We start from the raw sequence: 20,742 nt of genomic DNA on the forward strand, positions 1-20,742 counted from the left end.
GCGCAAGAAAAGTGAAGGAGCGCACGGGAGACAGAGCGTTTGAAATCTCAAACGAATCCTAGGATCAATGGGGGTACAGGGCAATAGTCTGTTCGAAAAAAAGAACGAAAACGGCGCATTTAGCAGATTTATCTGATCAGCGTCGCCGAGCCGGGTTCCCCCGCCCTGATCGGTAGCGCCCGGCTTAGGGCCTCTGTACGGCAAATGCCTACACATGAACGCCCAAAGACCAGCATGGACGCCCAAGGTCGACATGGGTATGATGTCGCCCGCACAAGCATCCGTAGCTCAGCTGGATAGAGTACTGCCCTCCGAAGGCAGGGGTCGTGGGTTCGAATCCCGCCGGGTGCACCATATATTTAGTTTCTGGCTGTCTCAGACAGTCTACGAAACACCCCAAGAAGCCCGCCCTGTGCGGGCTTTCTTGTTTCTGGCTATTCGTCCCGTCTCCCCCTCTAAACTCCTTCCGTGTACACATATGGCGAGGCGTTTAGGCTGGCAATTCAATGCGTTGTAATTGCTTGGACAACAGATCAGCGCACGCGACGGCCACGTGCATTTTTTGAAGCCTGTACAAGTTGCCATGATCATCAAGGGAGGCTCTCTGGAGCAGGGGCAGCAGCTTATGGCGGGCCGCGCCTGGTGCGTTTATGGCGCTCGACAGATAACGCCTTGGAGTCCATCGCCGCTGCACACTCAGACGGGCTCCTGGTGCTGGATGAAATCAGCATGTGTGACCCGTGCATTATTGGCGAGACGGTGTAGATGCTCGGCAACGGCATCGGTAAGGCACGGGCGAATGATCGAGGACAAGCGGGCCGGCAGGTGCAGGAGTGGCGCTTGCTCTTTCTCTCGACCAGCGAGAAGACGTTGGCGAAGCACATGGCGGATGCCAGCAAAGGCCTCGACATGTTCGATGTGCTGAATGGTTTTGAGGATGCTGCTGCCCTCTCTGATGCGCTCAAGGCCCGTGTAGCGAAGTATTACGGCACACCCCTCACCGCCTTCCTGCACGCACTATGCGCGCCAGGAGAAATGCTCAGATGGACGGTGATCATTCGCCGCACGGTGGAGCAGTTCATCACCCAAAACCTGCCCGCGTCGGCCAGTGGTCAAGCCCAGCGTGCTGCCCTTCGCTTCGGCCTCGCCGCAGCGGCCGGAGAATTAGCCACCGCCTTCGGAGTCACCGGCTGGCCGGACGGCACAGCCACGACCGCTGCACGTGTGTGTCTGCATGCGTGGCTAGCCGAGCGTGGCGACGCCGGAAACTTCGAGGGCGATGCGATTTTGGCGCGATTGAGACAAGTCATCGAGCGCTTTGGAGAAAGTCGCTTTACCCGCTGGGAATCTGCCGCCGCCAAAATCGATGAACACGGCCCACGCACGATTGATCGATTGGGATTTCGCAAGACGATGGAACACGGCGTGGGCGATGCCCTGCACACCACCAACACCTACTACGTGCTACCTGAAGCCTGGAGAGCCGAAATATTCAAGGGCATGAACATCAGTGCGGTGAACAAGGAGTTGCTGCAACGCGGCGTGCTTGAGCCGGGTAGTGACGGCAAGGCCTACAGCTTGATCCGTCTGCCCGGGTTAGGGCCCCAGCGCTGCTACGTGGTGAAGACCGTTCCAGGAACGGACGAAGGCGAGGCCAAGGCCGCCTGACGGCGAGCCTGCTGATCGAGGTAGCGCCGGCTCATTACCGGCCTTGCCAGCCATTCGACGACCATCCCTATTAACCGCAGTACCCAGAGACAATCCAGATGAACACTATCCAAAAATTGAAAGACCGCCGCGACCAACTGACCCTCGAAGTGGATAGCATTCAGGGTGACCTGGCTCCCTTCGAAGAGGCGCTGGAAAGCCCGGAGGTTATCCAGCAGGGCCGTCAACGAGCCGTGCAGGATGAAATCAACGATCACAAAAGACGCATCGACTCGCGAAATCTGGAGATCAGCAGCCTGAATCAAAAGATTCATCGCCTTGAGAGATTGGCAAACCGTGAGAGCTTGGCTGCGGGATATCTCAGCGATATGGCGAACTGGAAAGCCGACGAGATGGAACTCAACGAAAAGCGCAGCAGCATCGAGACCCGGTTGCAGCAGGTCCGCCAGAGCGATCTGGAAGACATGGCAAAAGCTCGACAAGCTGAAACGAATGCCGCCACCGCCTATGCGCAGGCTGTCGCCTGGGGCGATGTGGAGGGCGAGAAAGCCGCTAATGCAGAAGCTCAAAAGGCAGCAAAAAACCTCACAGCTGCGGTTGAGCACCATCGCCGTCAACAACTGCTCATCAACGCCCTGGAACAAGAGTTGGTGACGATTGATCTGCACATCACGGAGGCACAAAAAGAACGCGCCAAGATCGAGAACAAAGCGGCTCATCTGGCGAACGCAGTGTTAGAAGAAAAGTGGAACGAGGCTGCGAAAGCGCTGCTGGAAACCGGCGGTAAGTTGTGGGCAGCACGCAATCTGATTAACCGAGAGCCGGTTGCGTTGATGAAGCTTGATATCCCTGAGCAAGGCGGGCACTTCGGAAGCTGGACCTGGCGAGAACTCGCGACTCGCTCACATCAACACAGCCTAGTTGACCTATTGGCGGCCTAACCTAAACCCTCCCCGAAGCAACCGGCGAGGATCGGCTGCTTCGGGCCAACCATCGCTCTAACCATGAATAACCACCACAGAACAATGCTCAGATGCCTGATTACCTAAAGGCCCGAAAGCTCCATTTGGATGGGATAATTATCGCATCGGCCGCGAAAAAGAAGCCCAACAATAAAGACAACAAAGTCAGTAAAGTCAGTAAAGTCAGTAAAGTCAGTAAAGTCAGTAAAGTCGAGACATTGACGGTCGAAGCAATCAAGGCAGAGCTTGATTTTATTGTCCTTCAACTCAAAAGAAAGGGCGGCTGATGAGGTAGCGGAAGCCTCAGCCGCTTCCGCTTTTTTGGATAGAATCCTGATAGACAGTATTTCGAAGCCTTTGGCTTATAGACACTTCAGTGGTAATAGGTCACCTCATGATGACTTTACACAATATAAATAATCGCAAGCAATAAATCACACCAGAAACCTATGGGGATATCTATGGCGAAAAATTTGCAAACATCATATTCATATTGGCACCTACTAAAAGAACGAGAATTTTAGACGTGTTTTTTAATTCATAGCAATCACGCCACGATGGACAGTTTTACTTTCTCCTTATCGTTAATGCTTTGCATATTTGTAACCAACTCAAGCAATTTGATGATATTACTGTGAAAATCTGATACCTGTAGCTCAGCCGTTGTAAAGTCCAAAGAGCTGACAAGCAGCGCAGGAATCACTGGTGAGCTACCGTGAATTGAATAGCTTTCCGAGTGAAAGTGTCGAGTTCGCTCTTCAAGATCGCTAGTTGGATTAATGATGATTAATGCTACAGTTTGCTGATGGCCCGTAGCCTTGTCATGAATGCCATGAATATATTTCATTGTCAAATCGGGAAGGTAATCTAAAAATGCCTTTTCATTCCCTGTATATTTGGCATCAATAATTATTGATAAAGTTTGACGACCAGGTGCTTCTACTTGAACCACCAAGTCCGGACTACGGCGAGCATGTGGGCCAGTAGTACCTCGTTTACCAACACTGAAATCAATAAGTGGATCAGAGCTATATTTAAATTTTTCGAGCTTGGAGCGAGTCCACCCTTCGCTGTTTATCAGCTGTGCACTTTTTGCATTGTGATGACCGTGAGTCCAATAAGACGGTTCGTAGAGCAAATTTATGGTTAGCTCCCGGAACGCATAGCTAAATTTCGAAATATTCTCCGTAGCCTCATTCTCCGCACGATGAGCAGGGGTTTCCTTTACAATAAAACTTTCTATTTTCTCCCTAACTATAAACAGACAATAGTACTCAAACAGCTTAGGCACTGAGGTGATTGACAACAGTTCATCATTTACATCCCAGCTTGGCTTCCCAAAGCGCATGAATTCAATCATGCGCACAAATATCTCCCTATAAATTGGATTAGACTTCGCCTTTGGTGTTAGTTGCGGAACCCCAAGGTGGAGATTACTGACAGGTATCAGCTTTTTCAGCTTTGCCAATATAGCGCCTAAGCGAAGATCAAGATCTGAACAACGTTGAATTTTGTTCTTGTTAATTATTGTAGAATATTTATTGATTTGGGTAAAAAAGGAAGCATAACCTTTCGGCGGCTCTTTTTCTTGAACAAACTTTCGTGACTTCATTGAATCAAGAATTGATTTCACTGCTCGCTTTAATAAAACCACATACCCGTGAATAACTCTATTCTCGTAGCAGTCACTACTTGTAGTCACATACGTTTCTAAAATTTTATTTGCATTAAAGTGAACGTCATCAACCTCAAAGAAAGAAGAGAACTGATCATCTGTTTGATAAATCTCACTGGTATTATCGTTAATCCAAGAAATTGTTGAATCATCAGGGACAGAGTGTTCGTTTGGAACGACCAGGCGAGTTTGCGCTCTAGATTTTAGGATCGGGTTCCTGAAGAGCGCTCTGGTAACTCTCTCAAGCTCTCTAGTATTCTTCTCAATTCTGTCTAAATACTGACTATCTGAACGACCTTCATCACCGATAAATCCGGCTCTAAGTCGAGTTACACGGAAGACGCTTGCAATGAGATTGGAATCCTGGGAACTTAGAAAGTTGATCATGGCATCCACTCGAGATGCATTCTCACTCTTCGCCAGAACTTCGATCTCCTGATACTCAATGAGTATTTTACTACTTGAAGGTGAGACGGGTGCATATTCAAGAGTCAAATCAGAGGGTTCAAATTCCTCAATAAGAAGATCTAATGACGCAAGACCATAGTAGTTTTGAAAAAAGCAATGATGCCTATACTCCCCTAGACCTGGCGACCACTCATATATCCAACTATCACCATCTTGCTTTCGGTTTGTAGCGTACATTTGTATTTCATGCAGAACAAGCTTAACCCTAGCCTCTCGATCAAGAGTCGCTGTGAATTTTATAACGTCATCTTCGCGTATTTGCGGACGTGAAGTGGCCTCGTCTGAGGCTATGTTCAATATAGCTTGTTCACCCTTTCGGGCACCAGACAGGAATTCGAGTTTAAGCATGATCAAAGTCCTCAAAAGAACGAGTATGATTCTGTCAGCTCATCACCTTGCTCGATAATATTGCCGAGAAGATTACGCGAAATTTCATAATTATAATCCCCTAGCTTCTGATGAAGCTGCACCAATTTATCTCTATACCCCTTACCATAGCCATTTATCACTGGGAGTATATGCTGCGCAATAGCAAAATCCATTGTCTGATATCTTTGAAATAATAGCTCGTTCGCAGTTTTACAATATTTATGAATCGACTGAATTTTTCGAGGACTTATATGTATTGGCGCTGTTCGATTATGCCCAGACGAAAGTGTTGTGATTATAGACTTTAAGTTATTGTCTTCTGCATCACTCAATGCAAATGTAATATCATTTGGGTTGAAAGCTTTGTGAAGAGAGCTATACGGTACTGCCCCACTAAACAACGACTCGAAGTCGTTAACAGTAGGCAGAGAAAACTGACAGTGAGTTAAAGATATAACCGGGGCTCTATCAAGCAATCTCGGAGATAGACGCTCAGTAGTTTCATCGCTATTAATTGTAGCGATGAAACGTAAGCTTTTAGGTATTGTTAAGTATTGATGTTCTGAACCTTGAATTCCGAGATTTATTTTATTACCGTCATTGTTAAATGTATCACTCAATGTTAGGAAGTCGCTCCAATAATGCTCGATACTCGAAAGATTGGCTTCATCAAGCAGTACCAAATTGAGTAAATCATTAGAAAATTCACTGTTCTCAATTTCCGCTGCACGCATGAACTCATACAATCCAGAGCGAGAAGGCTGATATATATTTTTTAAACCGTTCCAGAATCCAATCAAATCTCGGTTAGATACCCAACCCTTCCCAACAGGGATATTGAGAAATCTATTTATTTGATCAGAATCAGAACTATCGGTATTTATAAGTCCCATATGCTTTGCCAATCTAGTAACTGTAGATGTCTTACCAGTACCGGGAGGGCCAGCCAGAACAGTTAAAAAAGACTGCATCATCGTGACTACTAGATTGCCAACCTCATCATAATTAAACTGCCGACCATCCTCACCTTCAAGTTGCTTTTTCAGACCTTCAATATAATCTCCTCGAGTATTATCCTCTAACTCTTTAGCAGACCTTTTAGGAAAATATGGTTTTATTTTTGGATTGTAAGTGGTTTTTTGCCCACTTAGAATTTGGCTGATGGTTTTGTGCTCTAGCATAACTATGCTTAAGTCAGGAGATGAAAGCTTCGCCATCTGCCTTTCGACTAGCTTTTCGAGATCGTAATTCGTACGTTCAAGTTCAGATATTTGCCTTTTTCTATCCTCCAGTGTGAACTGAATATGTTGTATTTCTTTTGGCAACTTCAACTTTTCAGTGAGCTGTGAAAAATCCAGATTAATTGCTTCCACTTCCCCCTGCAAATCTTCTTTTAATTTTTCTAAATGCCTAATTTCTTCCTTTAGATCCTCTTGCCCCTTAAGTGAATCCTCTTTGATCTGAGCAGCTGTTTTTTTCTTGATCTCTTCAATTTCTTGCTCCGAGATCTTTCGTTGATTTAAAACTTTGTTTTCTTCTTGCTTTAATTCTTGCTTTCTTTGCTCAATTTCAGAAGAAAGCTTTGAGAGCTCAAGATCGTTCCTTTCCTTTTGTTCCTCCAACCTCTTCCTTAGCTCTTCAGCTTTATCCTTTAATAGAATATCTCTATTTTGCCTGACAAAATTCTCTAAGAAGTCTCGCCCATTCTGTGTATTATTTAAATAGCCATCAATAATTTCGAGGCCGACTCCCTCAGAGTTTAAGTAGCTATCTAAAATTTCTTTAAGGCGATTAAGCCTATCGTTATTCTCTACTGCCTTATTAGTCTTTTTGTAAGCTTCTACCGCAGCCTTGAGCTTACCTGCCTCTGTTCTAGATAAACTATTTTTATCGTTTTTCCCAAAACCGTTCTTTGTGTAGTAAGTAATAAGTCCCGAGTCTGAAATGTAGTCTTGCACATCGTGCTCAACATGCTTCGCGCGCTCTAGGGAGGATAGGTAGCAGTGTGTAATACCATTTAGCTTTGTTGTTATTAGCAACCCACTTGAAGATAAATCCTCTTCTGTAAATTGCGCAATATTATGTGTTTGCAATGAAAGCGGTGTATTAACAAGGACTGGTGATACGCTCCATGCTGAACCATTGTGTTGCGCGGTAAACGGACCACTTATGAAGCCTCCATTTCGAATCATAAAGTGGGTATTGCTAAGCCCCGAGTTTGGAATTGACTCCACTGACCCCGTGCTTATGTCAGGCATTTCCATATCAACAATCGGTAGATATGCACTTTTTTCAAGCGGCCTAATCAAGTTGCTGAATGATATGTATCTTTGTTTGCTAGTATTAGTCTTCCAGTCATCCTTATCTGTTTCACTCCATGCAGTTATTACAAATAACTCATCCTCTCTGTAGCTATCGTCAATTTTTGCCTGGTATTCATCTGCAATGAAAATTTTATTCCCATGTTCGAATTCCTCTGGATATACCTCTCTAGGAGCCCTCCCATCCTCTTCAATTATCAGAGGTATCACTACTCCAGTGTTCCCTTGAAAATGGGAGTGAGATTTCACCGCAATTAACCTAGACATAGACATCCTGTTCATTAGTTTATTTTTACTTCTAGATATTTACATCTCATGACGGCCCTGCTCGCTGGCGCAGCGATAACAAAAAGCCATCATGCGATTCCCTCATCTTACTTTCCTTGTGCCCAAAGGGGAATCTGGATTGGCGACAATCTGCAAGGTCTATGAACGGCCTAGGATCGTCGCCAGCAAATGGTCTCTATTGACCACTACTGTAGAATAAAGGCAGATTTCCAGAGCACCTGAACTCTAGGAAGACTACCATCGCAGAACCTATTCACCACATTGAACTTTTTCCGGACCGTTGTTGGCCTTTGCGCCTTTTTAGCTGCGTGAGTACCACATCCAGAATCACGCCTTGTGCGGTATCAATCTGATATTCCGTGAACATACGAAGAACGATGATCCTCTTGGAGCATAAGCACAGCGGGCTTGAGTCTCAGCCAGCGGTAGGCGCTTCGGTAGCATTTCGGCCAGAACCTCTCAAAGTATTCACCCACGGCGTAGGTGCTCACACAAATCATCGGTTCGGGATCAATCGACGTACGCCCAACCGGGCTATAGAAATCGGGGAGATAATGGAGCATGTCGCTCAGATCGAGACACAGTTCAATGCTTCGTAGAGGCTAAGTGACTGAAATTGATATTCAAGATTGAACGAGTAACACAGCTGCTCGTGCCCACTCAATAACTGTCACCATCTTGTGCGCGCGTCCCTGCTTACCAACGCAAAGAGCCTGCCACTGCACGTTGAAAATCCCCCAGAGCCTAAAATGGAAATACCCCCAGGGTGAATCTGGCCCAAAGCGACAAAGGCGTTACAGAGATTAAACCTGAGGGTTCTCAGCGGGAGGCTGTTGCGTACTGAGTTGCTCGGTGACGAGCCTCGACAACAGCTCATGCAGTGGGCTTAAGTCGAACGGACCTCGGGTCAAAGACTCGTCTACACGCTGGAGTGCAACGACGTACTCATCCCTGTCTCGACAAATCAGCTCAGGAAGAATCGTAGTTCCTGGTAGCCAGCCACCGGACTTTACACATAATACGAAATAGCAGGCAGCTCTAGCCGTTCGACCGTTGCCATTGATGAACGGGTGAATATGATTTAGCCGCCAGAGCACGTATGCCGTGAGGGTCACTGGGTCGGATTGCTCCCAGCTCCTATTCACTATATTCACAAAATCGTCCATGAGCGCCTCAACCCGGTAGTGCTCGGGGGGCACATGATTGCCTACGACCACTTGGCATGGACGGTACTCGCCTGCGTTCGTATGCAGGCAAGTGATGGCATGAAAATTCAATGCCTTGATGATGTGATTCGAAAGAAACGCGCGTTCCACAGCCAATGCAGCGCCTACTATGGACCTTAAGAAGTCGTACTGCCGATTGCCATTGGAAATTTCCAGTTCTTGGTAGACTGGATTTTGCTCGGTATTGCCGCACAGCTCAAAGAGGATCAACGTTTCGCTCCTTCGACTCCTTCCTGCTCAAGGATCAGCTTTCGAACCTGTTCGCGTGTAACGCCGTTCTTCGAGCTTACGGACCCGTAGACGAACGAGACTCGCTGTTCCAGCATCTCGGCGGCAGTCTGCTTGTGTTGCGAGGCGCCTTGGAGCGCACACAACAGACCCGGATCGGTCTTCAAATCCAAGAAATTCTTAGCCATGTTTACCTCCTTTGCACTGGTTGGCATATAAATTCGACACCCGCGCACGCCATGTGTCATTACTTATTTATCGGCCCCGTTGACGAAGATCGCAAGAAAATTTACGTTCCCGGCTCCAGACACCGACGCAGGTGGATTAATAGTCAGCGTCCCTGATTGTAGCCTGTTCTCACGCTTTCTATCTGTGCGCTCAGTGCCTGCCGTTGAATCTATCATCCCGATACGAAACGGCTAGAGCCGCACGCAACCTTGACTAAGCGCCACGCACAGCCCGTTGCAGCATTAAGGGGTAGGCTCTAGCCGGGGGGACGCTACCTATTCGCTTATCGACTGCCCACTATTCGGCCGACAGCTGACCTTATGTGCTTGGTTTCCTTGATCCTTGGCGATTGACTAAAAGCGTAACACCTTCCAGCAGTGTTACATCAAAGACGAATGAGGATCCAAGCAAGTGTTACTTTATTTTTATTATTTAAATTCAACGAGTTAATTAAAAATGTAACACGCGTAACTCGAGTAACAGGGTATTTGATAGGTATCTGTCCCCGCTCCCCGTTAGCAATAAGCTCCACCAGCGAGGAGATTCCGGCAGAACCGGAGTCCCCTGACATATTGAGACCGATACGGGGTAGGAAACCCGCGTGATCATGTCAGCGGAAAAGTGCCCAGCTTAGTGAACAGGTGAACCGGGTGAACTACTGTTCACCAGTACATTTGCCCTATGAATCAAAAAGCCGCTGGGGACCCTGGGCATTTCGGATAGACACGGGGCATAGAACCCGCGCGTTCGTGTTAGCGGCTGGATTTTTTAAGTTAGTTGACAGGTTGACGTGGTTGACACCCATCACCATGGTTGACGCCATGCAGGTGTTCACTATCAGCAACAGATACAGCCACCTTTACCGAAGCTGTAACGATGGCCCTTTTTCTTCAAGATCCTTTCAATTTCAACGATTGAAATTTCAGTAACTTCTGGCACCTCCCACTAACTCGATCCCGCGGGTTTCATGCCCCGTGCTGGAAGAAAAACCTCAGGGTCCCCAGCAGCTTTTCAGCCCCGCCCTCCTTTTGCAAGGACGCAATGGCACCGCCGAACGAAACACGGACTAGTATCAGAACAGAGAAAGTTATCAATCAGGGGTAGGGAAAGCGCTATGGATATGGTTCGTGTCAACTCGACGGCTATCACAGCTGTGGGCTATGACCCCGCGACAGGCAGGATGAAAATCACGTTCAAGCAAGGGCGTACTTACGACTACTGCCGCGTCCCACCTAACATTCATCAGGGCCTCATGGGGGCCGGCTCGAAAGGTACTTATTTCGATAGGATGATCAAGGATCGGTACCAGTGCTAGACTTGGGCATACAGGCGTATTTCAAGCCAGATGCACACCCAGCACGGGGGGCCGTGTATGCCCTCGTGTATGCCTAACCGAAACACCACCACAAGAACCCGTATAAACCGGGCATCTTACGCCCAGTTCAAACGACGCCGGGTCACCAGACATAACAAGAAAGCCCCAGCTCAAAACACCTGGGGCTTTTTTACGCGCAGCGATTCAATGTTTTCGCAACGCCTCCAACAACGCCGGCAAGTCTTCCTCAGGAAAACGCTGATGCAACGCCAGCAGCTTCTCATCCGCTGCCTTGCTTTGCCCTGCCGCACGCAGGTTCACAATCTCCTGCAACCCCTCCTCCAACGAAGGTAGCGCCACCGGCGCGCGCTTGCTGAGTCGGGTGCTCGACTCGTCCGCCATTGAGCCCATGACTTGCGCACTCTCGGCTTTGGGCGCGATGGCCAGTCGGGCCACGGGGGCAGGGGCGGACATTGGTGGCGGGGCTGGACGTGCGGCTTGCTCTTGAGGTGCGGAGAAGGTCGCGGTGGAGATTTCGGGTTGCGGCACAGGCGAGCGCATCACTACGCCGATCATCAGTGCCACGCCTGCGACGGTGGCGAATGCCATTTGCCAGCGTGGCCGTTGGCAGGCTTGCAGCCAGCGTTGCCACAGGTTCGGCTGCGGCGCAGGGGCTTCGCGGCGGGCGGCGTTGAGGATGAAGGCGTCGAGGGACGCGGGCGGTTCGCCGGTGCTGTGTTGACGGAAATGCTGGAGCAGCACGTCGTCGGGGTCCGGGGTGTGTCGGGAGTCGGTCATGCGGGTATCTCCTCGGCCAGCAGGCGGCGCAGTTTCTGCTGGGCGTAACGCAGGCGGCTTTTGACGGTTTCCAGCGGGGTGCCGGTGAGGGCGGCGATTTGCGGCACTTCGAGGTCGCCGTGCAGGCGCAGCAGGAAGACTTCGCGCTGGTCTTCGGGCAGGCCTTGCAGCGCTGCATCGAGGCGGGCCTGGTCGCGGCTCAGGCTCAGTTGCTGCTCGGGGCCGGCGCTGTCGTCGGCCTGGGCGTGCAATTGCTCGTCGTAGCTGTCGTGCAGCGGGTTGTGGATGCCGTGCTTGCGCCAATGGTCGATCAGGCGGTTGCGGGCGATCTGGAACAGCCATGTGCGAAAACTCGCCCGGCCTTGTGGCTGGGTGGCGCTGCGGATCAGGCTGAGCCAGGTTTCCTGGTAGATTTCCTCGGCCAGTTCGGCCTTGTTGCTCAGGGATACGAGGAATCGGTACAGGCCCTGGCGGTGCCGTGCGTACAGGGCTTCGAACGCGGCACTGTCGCCGGTTCGGTAGCGGGCCAGTAGCGCTTCGTCGCTGGGTGAATCATCGGGTACGGCCATGTAGGTGGCGAACTCCTTTCGATGGATCAATGCAGATGACCTGTGGGAGCCGGGCTTGCCCGCGATGCAGAGGCTTCGGTGTTTCAGTCACACCGCAATGATGCTATCGCAGGCAAGCCAGCTCCCACATTGGATCGTCGTTGCATGGGCAATCAGTGTTTGAGGCTTTGGGCCAGTTCCACCAGTTGTACGAACTCATTGCGCAGGCCGAACGGGTCATTGCCTCGGGCCGAGCGGGCCAGTGCAGCGGTGTCCTGCAGGCTCATGCTACCAGTGTAGCGGCCATCGCCCTTGAGCTGTTGGGCGAAGGCAGCGACGGCGGCGGCGAAACGCAGGTCTTCACTGGCCTTGCCCGAAACAGTGCTGATGGGCCGCTCGATCAACTGGCTGTCACCTCCCGCAGCAGGCTTGTAGCGCACACGCAGCATCGCGAGCTCAGCGGATTTTTCCTCAGGCGCCGGCACGGCCGCGTAACGCAAAGGCTCCAACCACCCTTTCTCGCCCTTCGGCACAATTTCGTACAACGCCGTTACCGTATGCCCTGCACCGATCTCACCCGCGTCGACCTTGTCGTTGTTGAAATCCTCACGCTTCAAGGCGCGGTTTTCATAGCCGAGCAGGCGATATTCGCTGACGCGTGCGGGGTTGAATTCCACCTGCAGTTTCACATCCCGAGCCACGACCGCCAGGGTCGAACTGAGTTGGTCCACCAACACTTTGCGCGCTTCACGCAGGGTGTCGATGTAGGCGTAGTTACCGTCGCCCGCGTCGGCCAGTTGTTCCATCAGGTGTTCGTTGTAGTTATCCACACCGAAGCCCAGGGTGGTGAGAGACACGCCACTTTTACGCTGCTCTGCGGCCATCTGCTTGAGGCTGTCGAAGTCGCTGATGCCCACGTTGAAGTCACCGTCGGTGGCCAGCAGGATGCGATTGATGCCCTTGTCGATAAAGCCTTCGCGGGCCATCTGGTAGGCGAGTTCGATGCCGGACGCGCCCGCCGTGGAGCCGCCGGCAGTGAGTTGGTCGATGGCGTTGCGGATCTTCTGCTTGTCACGACCCGAGGTAGGCTTGAGCACCACCCGGGATTCACCGGCATACACCACCAACGAAACACGGTCCTGTTCACGCAACTGGTCCACCAGCAATTTCAGCGTGCTTTTGACCAGCGGCAAGCCTTCGCGGCGGTCCATGGAGCCGGACACGTCCACCAGGAACACTAGGTTGGCCGGCGCCAACTCTGCCACGGCGCGGTCGGAGGCCTTGATGCCGATGCGCAGCAACTGGGTGCGAGGGTTCCATGGTGTGGCGGCCACTTCGGTGGTCACGCCGAAGGGCGAGCCGTCGGTGGGCAGTGCGTAGCTGTAGGGGAAATAGTTGACCATTTCCTCCAGACGCACAGCGCCTTCGGGCGGCAGGCTGCCTTGGTTGAGGAAACGTCTTACGTTGGCGTAGCTGCCGGTGTCGACGTCCACGCTGAAGGTTGAAACCGGCGTTTCAGCCACGCGATGCACCGGGTTTTCCGGCAGGTTTTCGTATTGTTCGCGGGGTTCGCTGCGGTATTCCATCGCGATGGATTCCTGCATCATCCTTTGTGCGCTCATGGGCGCAGGCATGGGCATGCGTTTAACCAATGCGCCTTGTACGGGGATACTTTGCAGCTCGGAGACCGGCGCAGCTTCGGCAGGCTCGGCTGCATCATGGGAAGAGGACAGCCCACAACCGGCCAGCGTCACCAGCAAGGTAACGGCAAAGCCCTGGGCAGCAGGACGCAGGAAGAGCAGAGGACGGGACATGGGCTGAACCTCGTGAATGAATGATCCGTTCACAAGGTCAGACGCGAGGGGCTGGCTGTTCGGGTTAAACCGTTCGGCGGAACAGGAAAACCTGCCCCGCCGAACCGCTCAATCAGTCAGTACCGTATTTCGGGTTACGTGGACCGTACAGGATCCCCGCACGCTGACCCGGCGACAGCAGGCGCGCACTGGTGATACCGGCAATCGGATGCGCCGCGTCGGTGGAGCTGTTGATCACTTGCTTGACCGCCGCAGTGATCAGCATGCCGATGAGGCCGCCGCCGTTGTTGTTGCCTTCCTCGCTGGACGCATGCGCCGAGCCGGTCCACAGGGTGGTGCCGGTGCGCAGGTCGACCAGTTTGGCCGAGGCCGTCACGGAAGTGTCGCTGGAGATCAGCATGTACTTGGTGCCGTAATTGGTAACGGTGATGTACAACGCCGAATCCGCGCCGAAGATGTCATGCAGCTTGGCCGGTGGCACCGCCTGGATATCGTTGGCGGTGGTCAGGCCGTTCTGGCGGAAGGTTTCGTCCACCAGAGCGATCGGCAACACGTAGTAGCCAGCCTCGGCCAGCGGGTAGGTCACTTGCGAGACCATGCTGTAGGACGCCTGCACTTCCGGCGACTCATTGATCGGCGGCAGGACCAGGATCGACTTTGGTCGTGCCTGTTTGTATGCCGTGTAATCAATGGTCTTGGGGGCTGCGCAACCGCCGAGCAGGGCCAGGGCCAGCAAGGCGCCCGTGAGTTTCAACAGGCTCATTTAGTGGCGACTCCGGTCTTGGCGTTCTTCAGCAAAAAGTCCATGTACGAGGCAGACTCAGGGAACAGCGCCTTCTCGGTGCGGAATTCCTGCACCATCTGGTCATCCTTGCCCAGGCTCAGGTACAGCATGCCCAGGTGGGCGTGGTAACCCGGCGGGGCCTTGCGGCCACTGGCGTTGATCTTCTGCAGGTCCCGCTCCAGCGCCTCGACCTGCGCTTCCTTGGGCTCGCCCTTGAAGTATTCGTAAACCTGCGGCTGATAACTTTCCCATTGATACAACGGCTGGGGCGCCGTCTGGCACCCGGCGACCGTCGCCACTGCTGTCAGCATCAGCGCCAACTTGACTGCCTTGCTCATCCTTGTACTGCTCCTTGAAGTGCTGCTTGAGGTGCTGCTGATCAGTTGCGTGGGTTCCAGGCGCCAGCGTTGATGCCGTCGACAAGGCGGTTGATGGCTTCACGCATGGCCAGGTCGAGGACCTTGCCATTGAGGGTGGAGTCGTAGCTGGCGGTGCCGCCGAAACCGATCACTTCACGGTTGGACAGCGCGTATTCACCGGCGCCCTGGGTGGAATACACCACTTCGGAGGTGCTGATGTTGACGATGTTCAACGCGACTTTGGCGTAAGCCACTTGGGTCTTGCCACGCCCGAGGATGCCGAACAGCTGGCGGTCGCCGGTTTCTTTGCGGCCAAACTCGGTCACGTCGCCGGTCACGACGTAGTCAGCGCCCTTGAGCTTCTGCACAGTGCCTTTGATCGCGGCTTCCTGGGAGATCTCGCCCATGTTGTCGCGGTCCAGCACGCTGAAGCGGTTGGTCTGCTGCAGGTGGGTGATCAGGATGGTCTTGGCCTGGCCACCGAGGCGATCAACGCCGTCGGAGAAGATGCCGCGCATGTAGCTGGAGCGGTTGTCGAACTTACCGACTGCAATCGGTACCCGCACACCGGAATAGGCGACGTTGGCGCTGGCGACTTGTTCCACCGGCATGGCGCGATTGCTCTCCGTGGCGCAACCGGCCACGGTCAGCAGCGCTGCGGCGGTGAGGCCGGACAGCAGGATTTTGGACAGTGTTTTCACAGGGTGCTCCTAAGTGGGAAATCGGGTGCGGCCGCTGACGCTAGCGGGACGGAATGTCGCGCAAATCGTCAACGATGAATCGGCTCAATAAACCGGTGTAGAAGGTCTCGACACTGGAGTTGCCAGAGTTGGTCAGCACCCCGGCCATCGTTTTCATGTTCTGCCAGTCGCCCTTGTAGCCGCCTGGCATCAGCCCTTGGCGAGCCTGAGAGAAATGCAGCACTTCGGCGCCGGCTTTCTTGACCTTGACCTGGTAGTTGAAGTCGACACTGGCGAGGATGGTCTTGTCATCGACGATGGCCGTCATGAAACCGCCTTGGGTGTCTTGTATCCGCCGGGTATAGATGACGTTCACATCCAGCAGGTAATCGGCCTTGTCCTTGCTGCTGGCGTAGCGCTTGGCCTTGAGCAGGCGGTCGATCAAATCGACACCGAGCTGCTGGCGCACTTTGTCATCCGACAGGAAGCGTTCGTTCTTGCCCACCACCTCAACATCGAAGGTGTCGAGCCAGTAGGTAGCGGTCTTGGGAATGGTCACCGGCGCCGGGGAGATGTAGTAATCCGGCTTGGAGGCACAGCCCGCCATAAGGCACGCCGCGAGAAATACGGCAAACACGCGCATGTCTGAATTCGTCCCTGAAAAGTATCGTGCTTTAAACAGTCGCGGCATTTTACGGAGTTGAAAGCCGTTCTCAAGTTGTTTTGAAGCCCGTGTGGCGTCGCTTTACTGACGCTTACGTGCAAACATCCGGTCGCCGTGCGCTAAGGCGTTGTCAGTCAACCAAAAAGAGTGATGGCTAATAGCCTTCACCCGGCAGATAAAAAACCTCCGCTCAAGTTATGCCCCTGAAAGACGAGACAGTGGCTTGGTTCATTCATTTATAGGGATATTGCGTGTTGAAAACCCTCCTCCGGGCGGCAACGCTCGTCGCCGCGTTATCGATGACCGGCTGTGTGTCATACACCGTCACCGGCCCCATCGGCGCCCCGCTCCATCCGGCTTCCACCAGCAGCCCGCGCAGTGCGCAAGTCGCCGATGTGACGGTGAGTGCCACCGACGTCAATGAAGCCAACAAAACGGCGATCAGCAGCTCCCTGACGGCCCAGATCACCCAGTACGTGCGCACGGCGGGCTATTTCAAGCAGGTGACCGAGTATCCGGTACGCCTGAGCGAGCACGACGTCACCCTCAAATTCAATATGACTTCCCTCAAGGGTCATCGCGCCCCGCACCCGGCGTACGTGCCGGGGGCGCTGCTGACGTTGACCATTTGGATCTGGGTCAACGGACCGATCTACGTGGACAGCTTTGACGTCGCCGGCGACCTGGTCATCGTCGATCGCGACGGCAAGGAGCTGGCGTCGGCGAAGGAGTCGATCAAGTTCGAACATAACGTCGGGTTGTACAGCGGCCAATATTGGGCGCCTTCGATGGGCGGCCAGCAACTGACCAAACTGGTCGCGCAACTGCTCGACGCCGCTACCGCCAACCTGGCGAAACCCTAGTTTCAGGAGCAACACATGAAAGGATTGATCAAACACTGCCTGGTACTCGCGGCAGTCTTGCTGACCGGCTGCGTGTCCTACTCACAACACGAACTGCCAGCTGTGCAGACCTGGCCTCCGACGGCTAACGTGCCGGCGCAAAAACCGACGGCCTATGTGCATACCACCGCGCAAAACCACGTCAACGGCGGTCCGGGCAATGCTGCCGTCGGTGCCCCGGTGGTGGTGTGGGAAAAAGCCGTGGCTGACTCGTTGCGCCAGTCCAATCGTTTTTCACGGGTGAGCACTGACAAAGTCGACTCGGACATCTACGTGGATGCCACGCTGCACAACAACGAAGAGTACAGCCCGGTGTCGGCGTTCATCACCGGCTTTACGCTGTTCCTCATTCCGAGCACGGCAAAAAACACCTTCACCCTGGAAACGGTATTCAAGGACAAGGATGGCAAGGAGTTGGCTCGTGTGAAGAAGAGCGAATCGGTACGCACCTGGATGCACCTGGTGCTGATCGTGGGCATCCCGTTCCAGGCGGACACGCGGGAAGTGGTGGAGGCGCTGACGCGCAGTACCCTGGATGAAGCGGTGCAGCGCAAGTTGTTCTGATGAAACCTGTGGCGACGGAGCGGGCTCCCTCGCCACAGGCAAAGCGTATGACCTTAACTGTGCTTAAAACGCATAGCGCGCCTTGAGCATCACGCCATCGGCGTCAAACCCACTGCGCGCCTGACGGGTGTAACTGGCGCCCACGGTGAAGTCTGCAACCTGGTAGTTCACACCCACACTGGCTTCATAGCTATCCCGTGCCACTGACGCGCCGGTCACAGTGAATGCCGAACCGCCGAGCATGTAGCTGGAAGTTTGCGCCACGCGATCGCCCATCAGGTCGTGATACGCCATCAACGTCGCTTCCGGCTGCAGGCTGCCTGCGCCCATTGGCAGGTTGCCAGCCAGACGCACGCCAGCGCCCAACTCGCCCACTTCATAACGCTGCGAACCTGTGCTCAGGGCGGCCGACGACCCTTTCTCGTCGTAGCCCTCCATGCGCACGTTGGAGTAGCGCGCAGCCACACGAGGCTCGATCACGACGGCCTGGGACGGCTTGAAGCTGTAGCCGCCGATCACGCTGGCCGACAATACGTTGCTGTCGTAACTGCCCTTGGCCGTAGTGCCTGCGATATGGCGCTTGCTGTCGTTGTCGTTATGGCCGTAGCTGAGACTGCCGTCGACAAACCAGTTCTGCAGCGACCAATTGCCGTACAGCGACAGCGCATGACCCTCGACATCGGTCTTGTTGCCGAGGTCGGAATGGATGTTGGAATTGAGGTAGCTGTACGCCACGCCCAAGGTGGTGGTGTCGTTCACACGACTGTCCACACCCACCGCCATGCCGCTGCTGTTGGCCGAGTAACCGTTGTCACCGCCACGGCCGTCCTGGTCCATGTTGCTGCTCAGACCCTGCACCCACACGCCACCGGCCTGGCGGCTTTCGCGTTGGTCAGTGAGGCGATTGAAGATCGCGCCGTTGATCACGGTTTGCCCGGACAACGCCACATCCAGGGCGCCACGGTTGACGTCCGGCTTGAGCTGGTCACTGATCTGGGCCAGTTGCTGCGCCGTACCGGCGTTGGCCAGGGCCTGGAACACCTGATCGTTTTGGCTGAGCTGGCTCAGTACGCCATTCTTGAAGGTGTTGACCGCTGTGGCTGAAGCCGCGCTGGCGCCCACTCCGGCCAGCGCTTGCTGGACTTGCTGATTATCTTTGACCGCCACCACGGCCTTGACTGTCTGCGCGTCGGCCGAGTAGCTGAGCACGTTCAGCAGCGCCGAAGAACTGGCCACCGACAGGCCGTTATCTTGCACGCTGGTGGCTTGCAGCAGGGTGTATTGAGTGCCGCTGTTGGTGCTGGCGAAATCACCTGGGTTGGCACTTACCGTCAGCTTCGAGGCTTGGGCAAAGTTGGCGGCACCGTTGACGGTCAGGTACGGCGTGGTCGGCACCACGCTGTCGGAAAGGTGCATATCAATGCCGGCGCCGCTGGCCACGTTGAGGTTGCCGGTAATGGCAGTGCCTGGCGCGGAGAGGTTCAGTGAACCTGAGTTGATCGACACCGGCGCGATGATGCGGCTGCCCGTGAAACCCGCCTGGCCGTCGATGTTCACCGCGTTCAGGTTCAGCACATCACCGATGATGTTGCCACCTGTCCAATTCAACGTCGCGAGGTTGGCTGCATCAATCGCGGTACCGGAATTGCTGCGAATCTCGCCGGCCTGCTGGTTGATTTCAAACGTCGAGACCTGGTCGGCCGGGTTGACACTGATGGCTGTGCCGTCAGCGCGGATGATCCCGCGGTTGACGATACCGCGTGAGCCCGCCGCGCTGTTTTGCACAAAGTCGGCACCGGAGAATTCGAACGCCCCCGCATCGGTGCCCACGCCTTCGATGGTGCCGGTATTGAGGATGTAATCGAAGGTGCCCTGGTACACCAACATGCCACGAGCGCCCAGACCATTGGCCGAGACCAGGCCACTGTTTTCGATACGCAGCGGGCTGGTCTCGGTTTCAACTTCGATGCCCCAGGCGCCTTCGCCCGTCGCCTTGACGGTGCCGGAGTTGAGGATCTTGCCGCCGATGGTGGTCGGGGTATTGTTGTCACGGTCCAGAATGATGCCGATCGCGCCTTCACCCGCCATGTCGATCAGGCCAGTGTTGGAAACATCCCCGGCGATGGTGGTGCCATGCAGGTAAATACCCTCGCCCCCACCGATGAAGGAGGGAAACGGTGCCGGTGTCGAAGGGGGTGTCGAACGGATCGTGCCGGAGTTGATCACACTGCCGCCAATGACCGTCTTGCCGATCTCCATGCCTTCGTCGCCGCCATTGTTCATCGAAATGATACCGGCCTGCTCGACGTTACCCGTGACAGAACCGGGGCTCAGGTTCTGAGGACCGGTCCAGTACATCGGGTCCAGCGCAATGCCACGGATGGTACGGCCATCGGCATTCAGCGTAATGTCCGCGCGGTTGATCAACGAGCCCTGGATGTGGGTATTGGCGACCCCCAGCCCCGCAGCGGCCGTGCTGTTCTGATCGACCAGCTGGGTGGTCTGCCCGGTGAGCACCAACGACTCATTGTAGGTTTCGCTGATGAACATCGTTTTGCCTGCGCCAAGGTCGACATCCACCGCCAGCACCTGGGTGCTGATTGCGCCGACCATGACTGCCAACAGGCTTTTCTGGAACTGCTTGCGCTTCATTTCTAACTCCATGAACTACAGATCAAAGCCGCCAATAGGCCCGGCGGCCGCAGGTGTACTGAGCGAAGGATCAAAGGATCCGAGTGCATACCCTTGTCGCGCGTGCCGGATGCGCAGGTGCAACCCTTCGCACCGCGAAAGGCAGTGACGAGGCAGGGAATAGGGGGGAAGGCTCACATTAATCCTTAATGCTGTTGAAAACGTTGCAGTCCATGCAGCCCAACCGGAT

At 53.8% G+C, this 20,742-nt stretch carries 17 protein-coding genes, 1 tRNA gene and 1 pseudogene; 7 read left to right on the plus strand and 12 right to left on the minus strand.

The features are described from left to right. Nucleotides 1–277 precede the first annotated feature (277 nt). The 4 genes and pseudogenes from AB4O08_RS11640 to AB4O08_RS11655 all read left to right on the plus strand — a co-directional run bounded on the left by AB4O08_RS11640 (nt 278) and on the right by AB4O08_RS11655 (nt 2,917). Nucleotides 278–354 (plus strand) — tRNA-Arg (locus tag AB4O08_RS11640). Nucleotides 355–615: 261 nt separating this feature from the next. Next, a pseudogene (locus AB4O08_RS11645) lies at nt 616–1,668 on the plus strand (DUF927 domain-containing protein); the annotation flags it as partial. A 98-nt stretch (nt 1,669–1,766) separates the two neighbouring features. After that, on the plus strand, nt 1,767–2,609 hold the full coding sequence (locus tag AB4O08_RS11650; protein ID WP_460114135.1) for a chromosome segregation protein SMC: 843 nt from the start codon (nt 1,767–1,769) through the stop codon (nt 2,607–2,609). A gap of 92 nt (nt 2,610–2,701) precedes the next feature. Then, nucleotides 2,702–2,917, plus strand: coding sequence for a hypothetical protein (locus AB4O08_RS11655; protein WP_460114136.1), 216 nt, complete (start codon nt 2,702–2,704; stop codon nt 2,915–2,917). Between the two features lie 260 nt (nt 2,918–3,177). Here AB4O08_RS11655 and AB4O08_RS11660 read toward each other — a convergent pair whose 3' ends face one another. The 4 genes from AB4O08_RS11660 to AB4O08_RS11675 form a co-directional block, all read right to left on the minus strand. After that, the gene (locus AB4O08_RS11660; protein WP_460114137.1) at nt 3,178–5,121 is read right to left on the minus strand and encodes a hypothetical protein; all 1,944 of its coding nucleotides are present in this window, start codon (nt 5,119–5,121) and stop codon (nt 3,178–3,180) included. An 11-nt stretch (nt 5,122–5,132) separates the two neighbouring features. Next, complete coding sequence (locus tag AB4O08_RS11665) at nt 5,133–7,730, minus strand: hypothetical protein (protein WP_460114138.1); 2,598 nt, start codon at nt 7,728–7,730, stop codon at nt 5,133–5,135. Nucleotides 7,731–8,554: 824 nt separating this feature from the next. Beyond that, nucleotides 8,555–9,187 carry a Fic family protein gene (locus AB4O08_RS11670; protein ID WP_460114139.1) on the minus strand — a complete coding sequence of 211 codons (633 nt, stop codon included), beginning with the start codon at nt 9,185–9,187 and terminating at the stop codon, nt 8,555–8,557. Continuing rightward, entirely contained in the window at nt 9,184–9,393 is a 210-nt protein-coding gene (locus tag AB4O08_RS11675; RefSeq protein WP_289634958.1) for a hypothetical protein, read from the minus strand. Before AB4O08_RS11675 ends, AB4O08_RS11670 begins: the two co-directional genes overlap by 4 nt. A 1,220-nt stretch (nt 9,394–10,613) precedes the next feature. On the opposite strand from AB4O08_RS11675, the gene AB4O08_RS11680 reads away from it, so the two are divergent. Further along, nucleotides 10,614–10,748, plus strand: a complete 135-nt coding sequence (locus AB4O08_RS11680; RefSeq protein ID WP_236447483.1) for a KTSC domain-containing protein — start codon at nt 10,614–10,616, stop codon at nt 10,746–10,748. A gap of 204 nt (nt 10,749–10,952) precedes the next feature. Here AB4O08_RS11680 and AB4O08_RS11685 read toward each other — a convergent pair whose 3' ends face one another. From AB4O08_RS11685 to AB4O08_RS11715, 7 genes are all read right to left on the minus strand, one after another. Next, nucleotides 10,953–11,546, minus strand: coding sequence for a hypothetical protein (locus AB4O08_RS11685; RefSeq protein ID WP_042571286.1), 594 nt, complete (start codon nt 11,544–11,546; stop codon nt 10,953–10,955). Further along, nucleotides 11,543–12,115 (minus strand): RNA polymerase sigma factor, encoded by a 573-nt coding sequence (locus AB4O08_RS11690; protein ID WP_010214223.1) that lies wholly within the window; start codon nt 12,113–12,115, stop codon nt 11,543–11,545. Before AB4O08_RS11690 ends, AB4O08_RS11685 begins: the two co-directional genes overlap by 4 nt. A 152-nt stretch (nt 12,116–12,267) precedes the next feature. Next, on the minus strand, nt 12,268–13,908 hold the full coding sequence (locus AB4O08_RS11695) for a vWA domain-containing protein (RefSeq protein ID WP_460114140.1): 1,641 nt from the start codon (nt 13,906–13,908) through the stop codon (nt 12,268–12,270). Nucleotides 13,909–14,020: 112 nt separating this feature from the next. Beyond that, the gene (locus AB4O08_RS11700) at nt 14,021–14,671 is read right to left on the minus strand and encodes a DUF799 domain-containing protein (RefSeq protein ID WP_010214226.1); all 651 of its coding nucleotides are present in this window, start codon (nt 14,669–14,671) and stop codon (nt 14,021–14,023) included. Further along, a complete protein-coding gene (locus tag AB4O08_RS11705) occupies nt 14,668–15,030 on the minus strand; it encodes a DUF4810 domain-containing protein (protein ID WP_010214227.1) in 363 nt (120 codons plus the stop codon). Before AB4O08_RS11705 ends, AB4O08_RS11700 begins: the two co-directional genes overlap by 4 nt. A gap of 41 nt (nt 15,031–15,071) precedes the next feature. Then, entirely contained in the window at nt 15,072–15,752 is a 681-nt protein-coding gene (locus tag AB4O08_RS11710) for a CsgG/HfaB family protein (RefSeq protein ID WP_010214228.1), read from the minus strand. 40 nt (nt 15,753–15,792) lie between these two features. Further along, nucleotides 15,793–16,374: a hypothetical protein gene (locus AB4O08_RS11715; protein ID WP_010214229.1), complete on the minus strand. Its 582-nt coding sequence runs from the start codon at nt 16,372–16,374 to the stop codon at nt 15,793–15,795. 272 nt (nt 16,375–16,646) lie between these two features. On the opposite strand from AB4O08_RS11715, the gene AB4O08_RS11720 reads away from it, so the two are divergent. Beyond that, nucleotides 16,647–17,258 (plus strand): hypothetical protein, encoded by a 612-nt coding sequence (locus AB4O08_RS11720; RefSeq protein WP_460114141.1) that lies wholly within the window; start codon nt 16,647–16,649, stop codon nt 17,256–17,258. Between the two features lie 15 nt (nt 17,259–17,273). After that, nucleotides 17,274–17,861: a hypothetical protein gene (locus AB4O08_RS11725; protein WP_021491656.1), complete on the plus strand. Its 588-nt coding sequence runs from the start codon at nt 17,274–17,276 to the stop codon at nt 17,859–17,861. Nucleotides 17,862–17,924: 63 nt separating this feature from the next. Here AB4O08_RS11725 and AB4O08_RS11730 read toward each other — a convergent pair whose 3' ends face one another. Then, a complete protein-coding gene (locus AB4O08_RS11730; RefSeq protein WP_460114142.1) occupies nt 17,925–20,513 on the minus strand; it encodes an autotransporter family protein in 2,589 nt (862 codons plus the stop codon). Nucleotides 20,514–20,742: the final 229 nt, after the last annotated feature.

This window comes from Pseudomonas sp. H3_E07 (assembly GCF_054668895.1).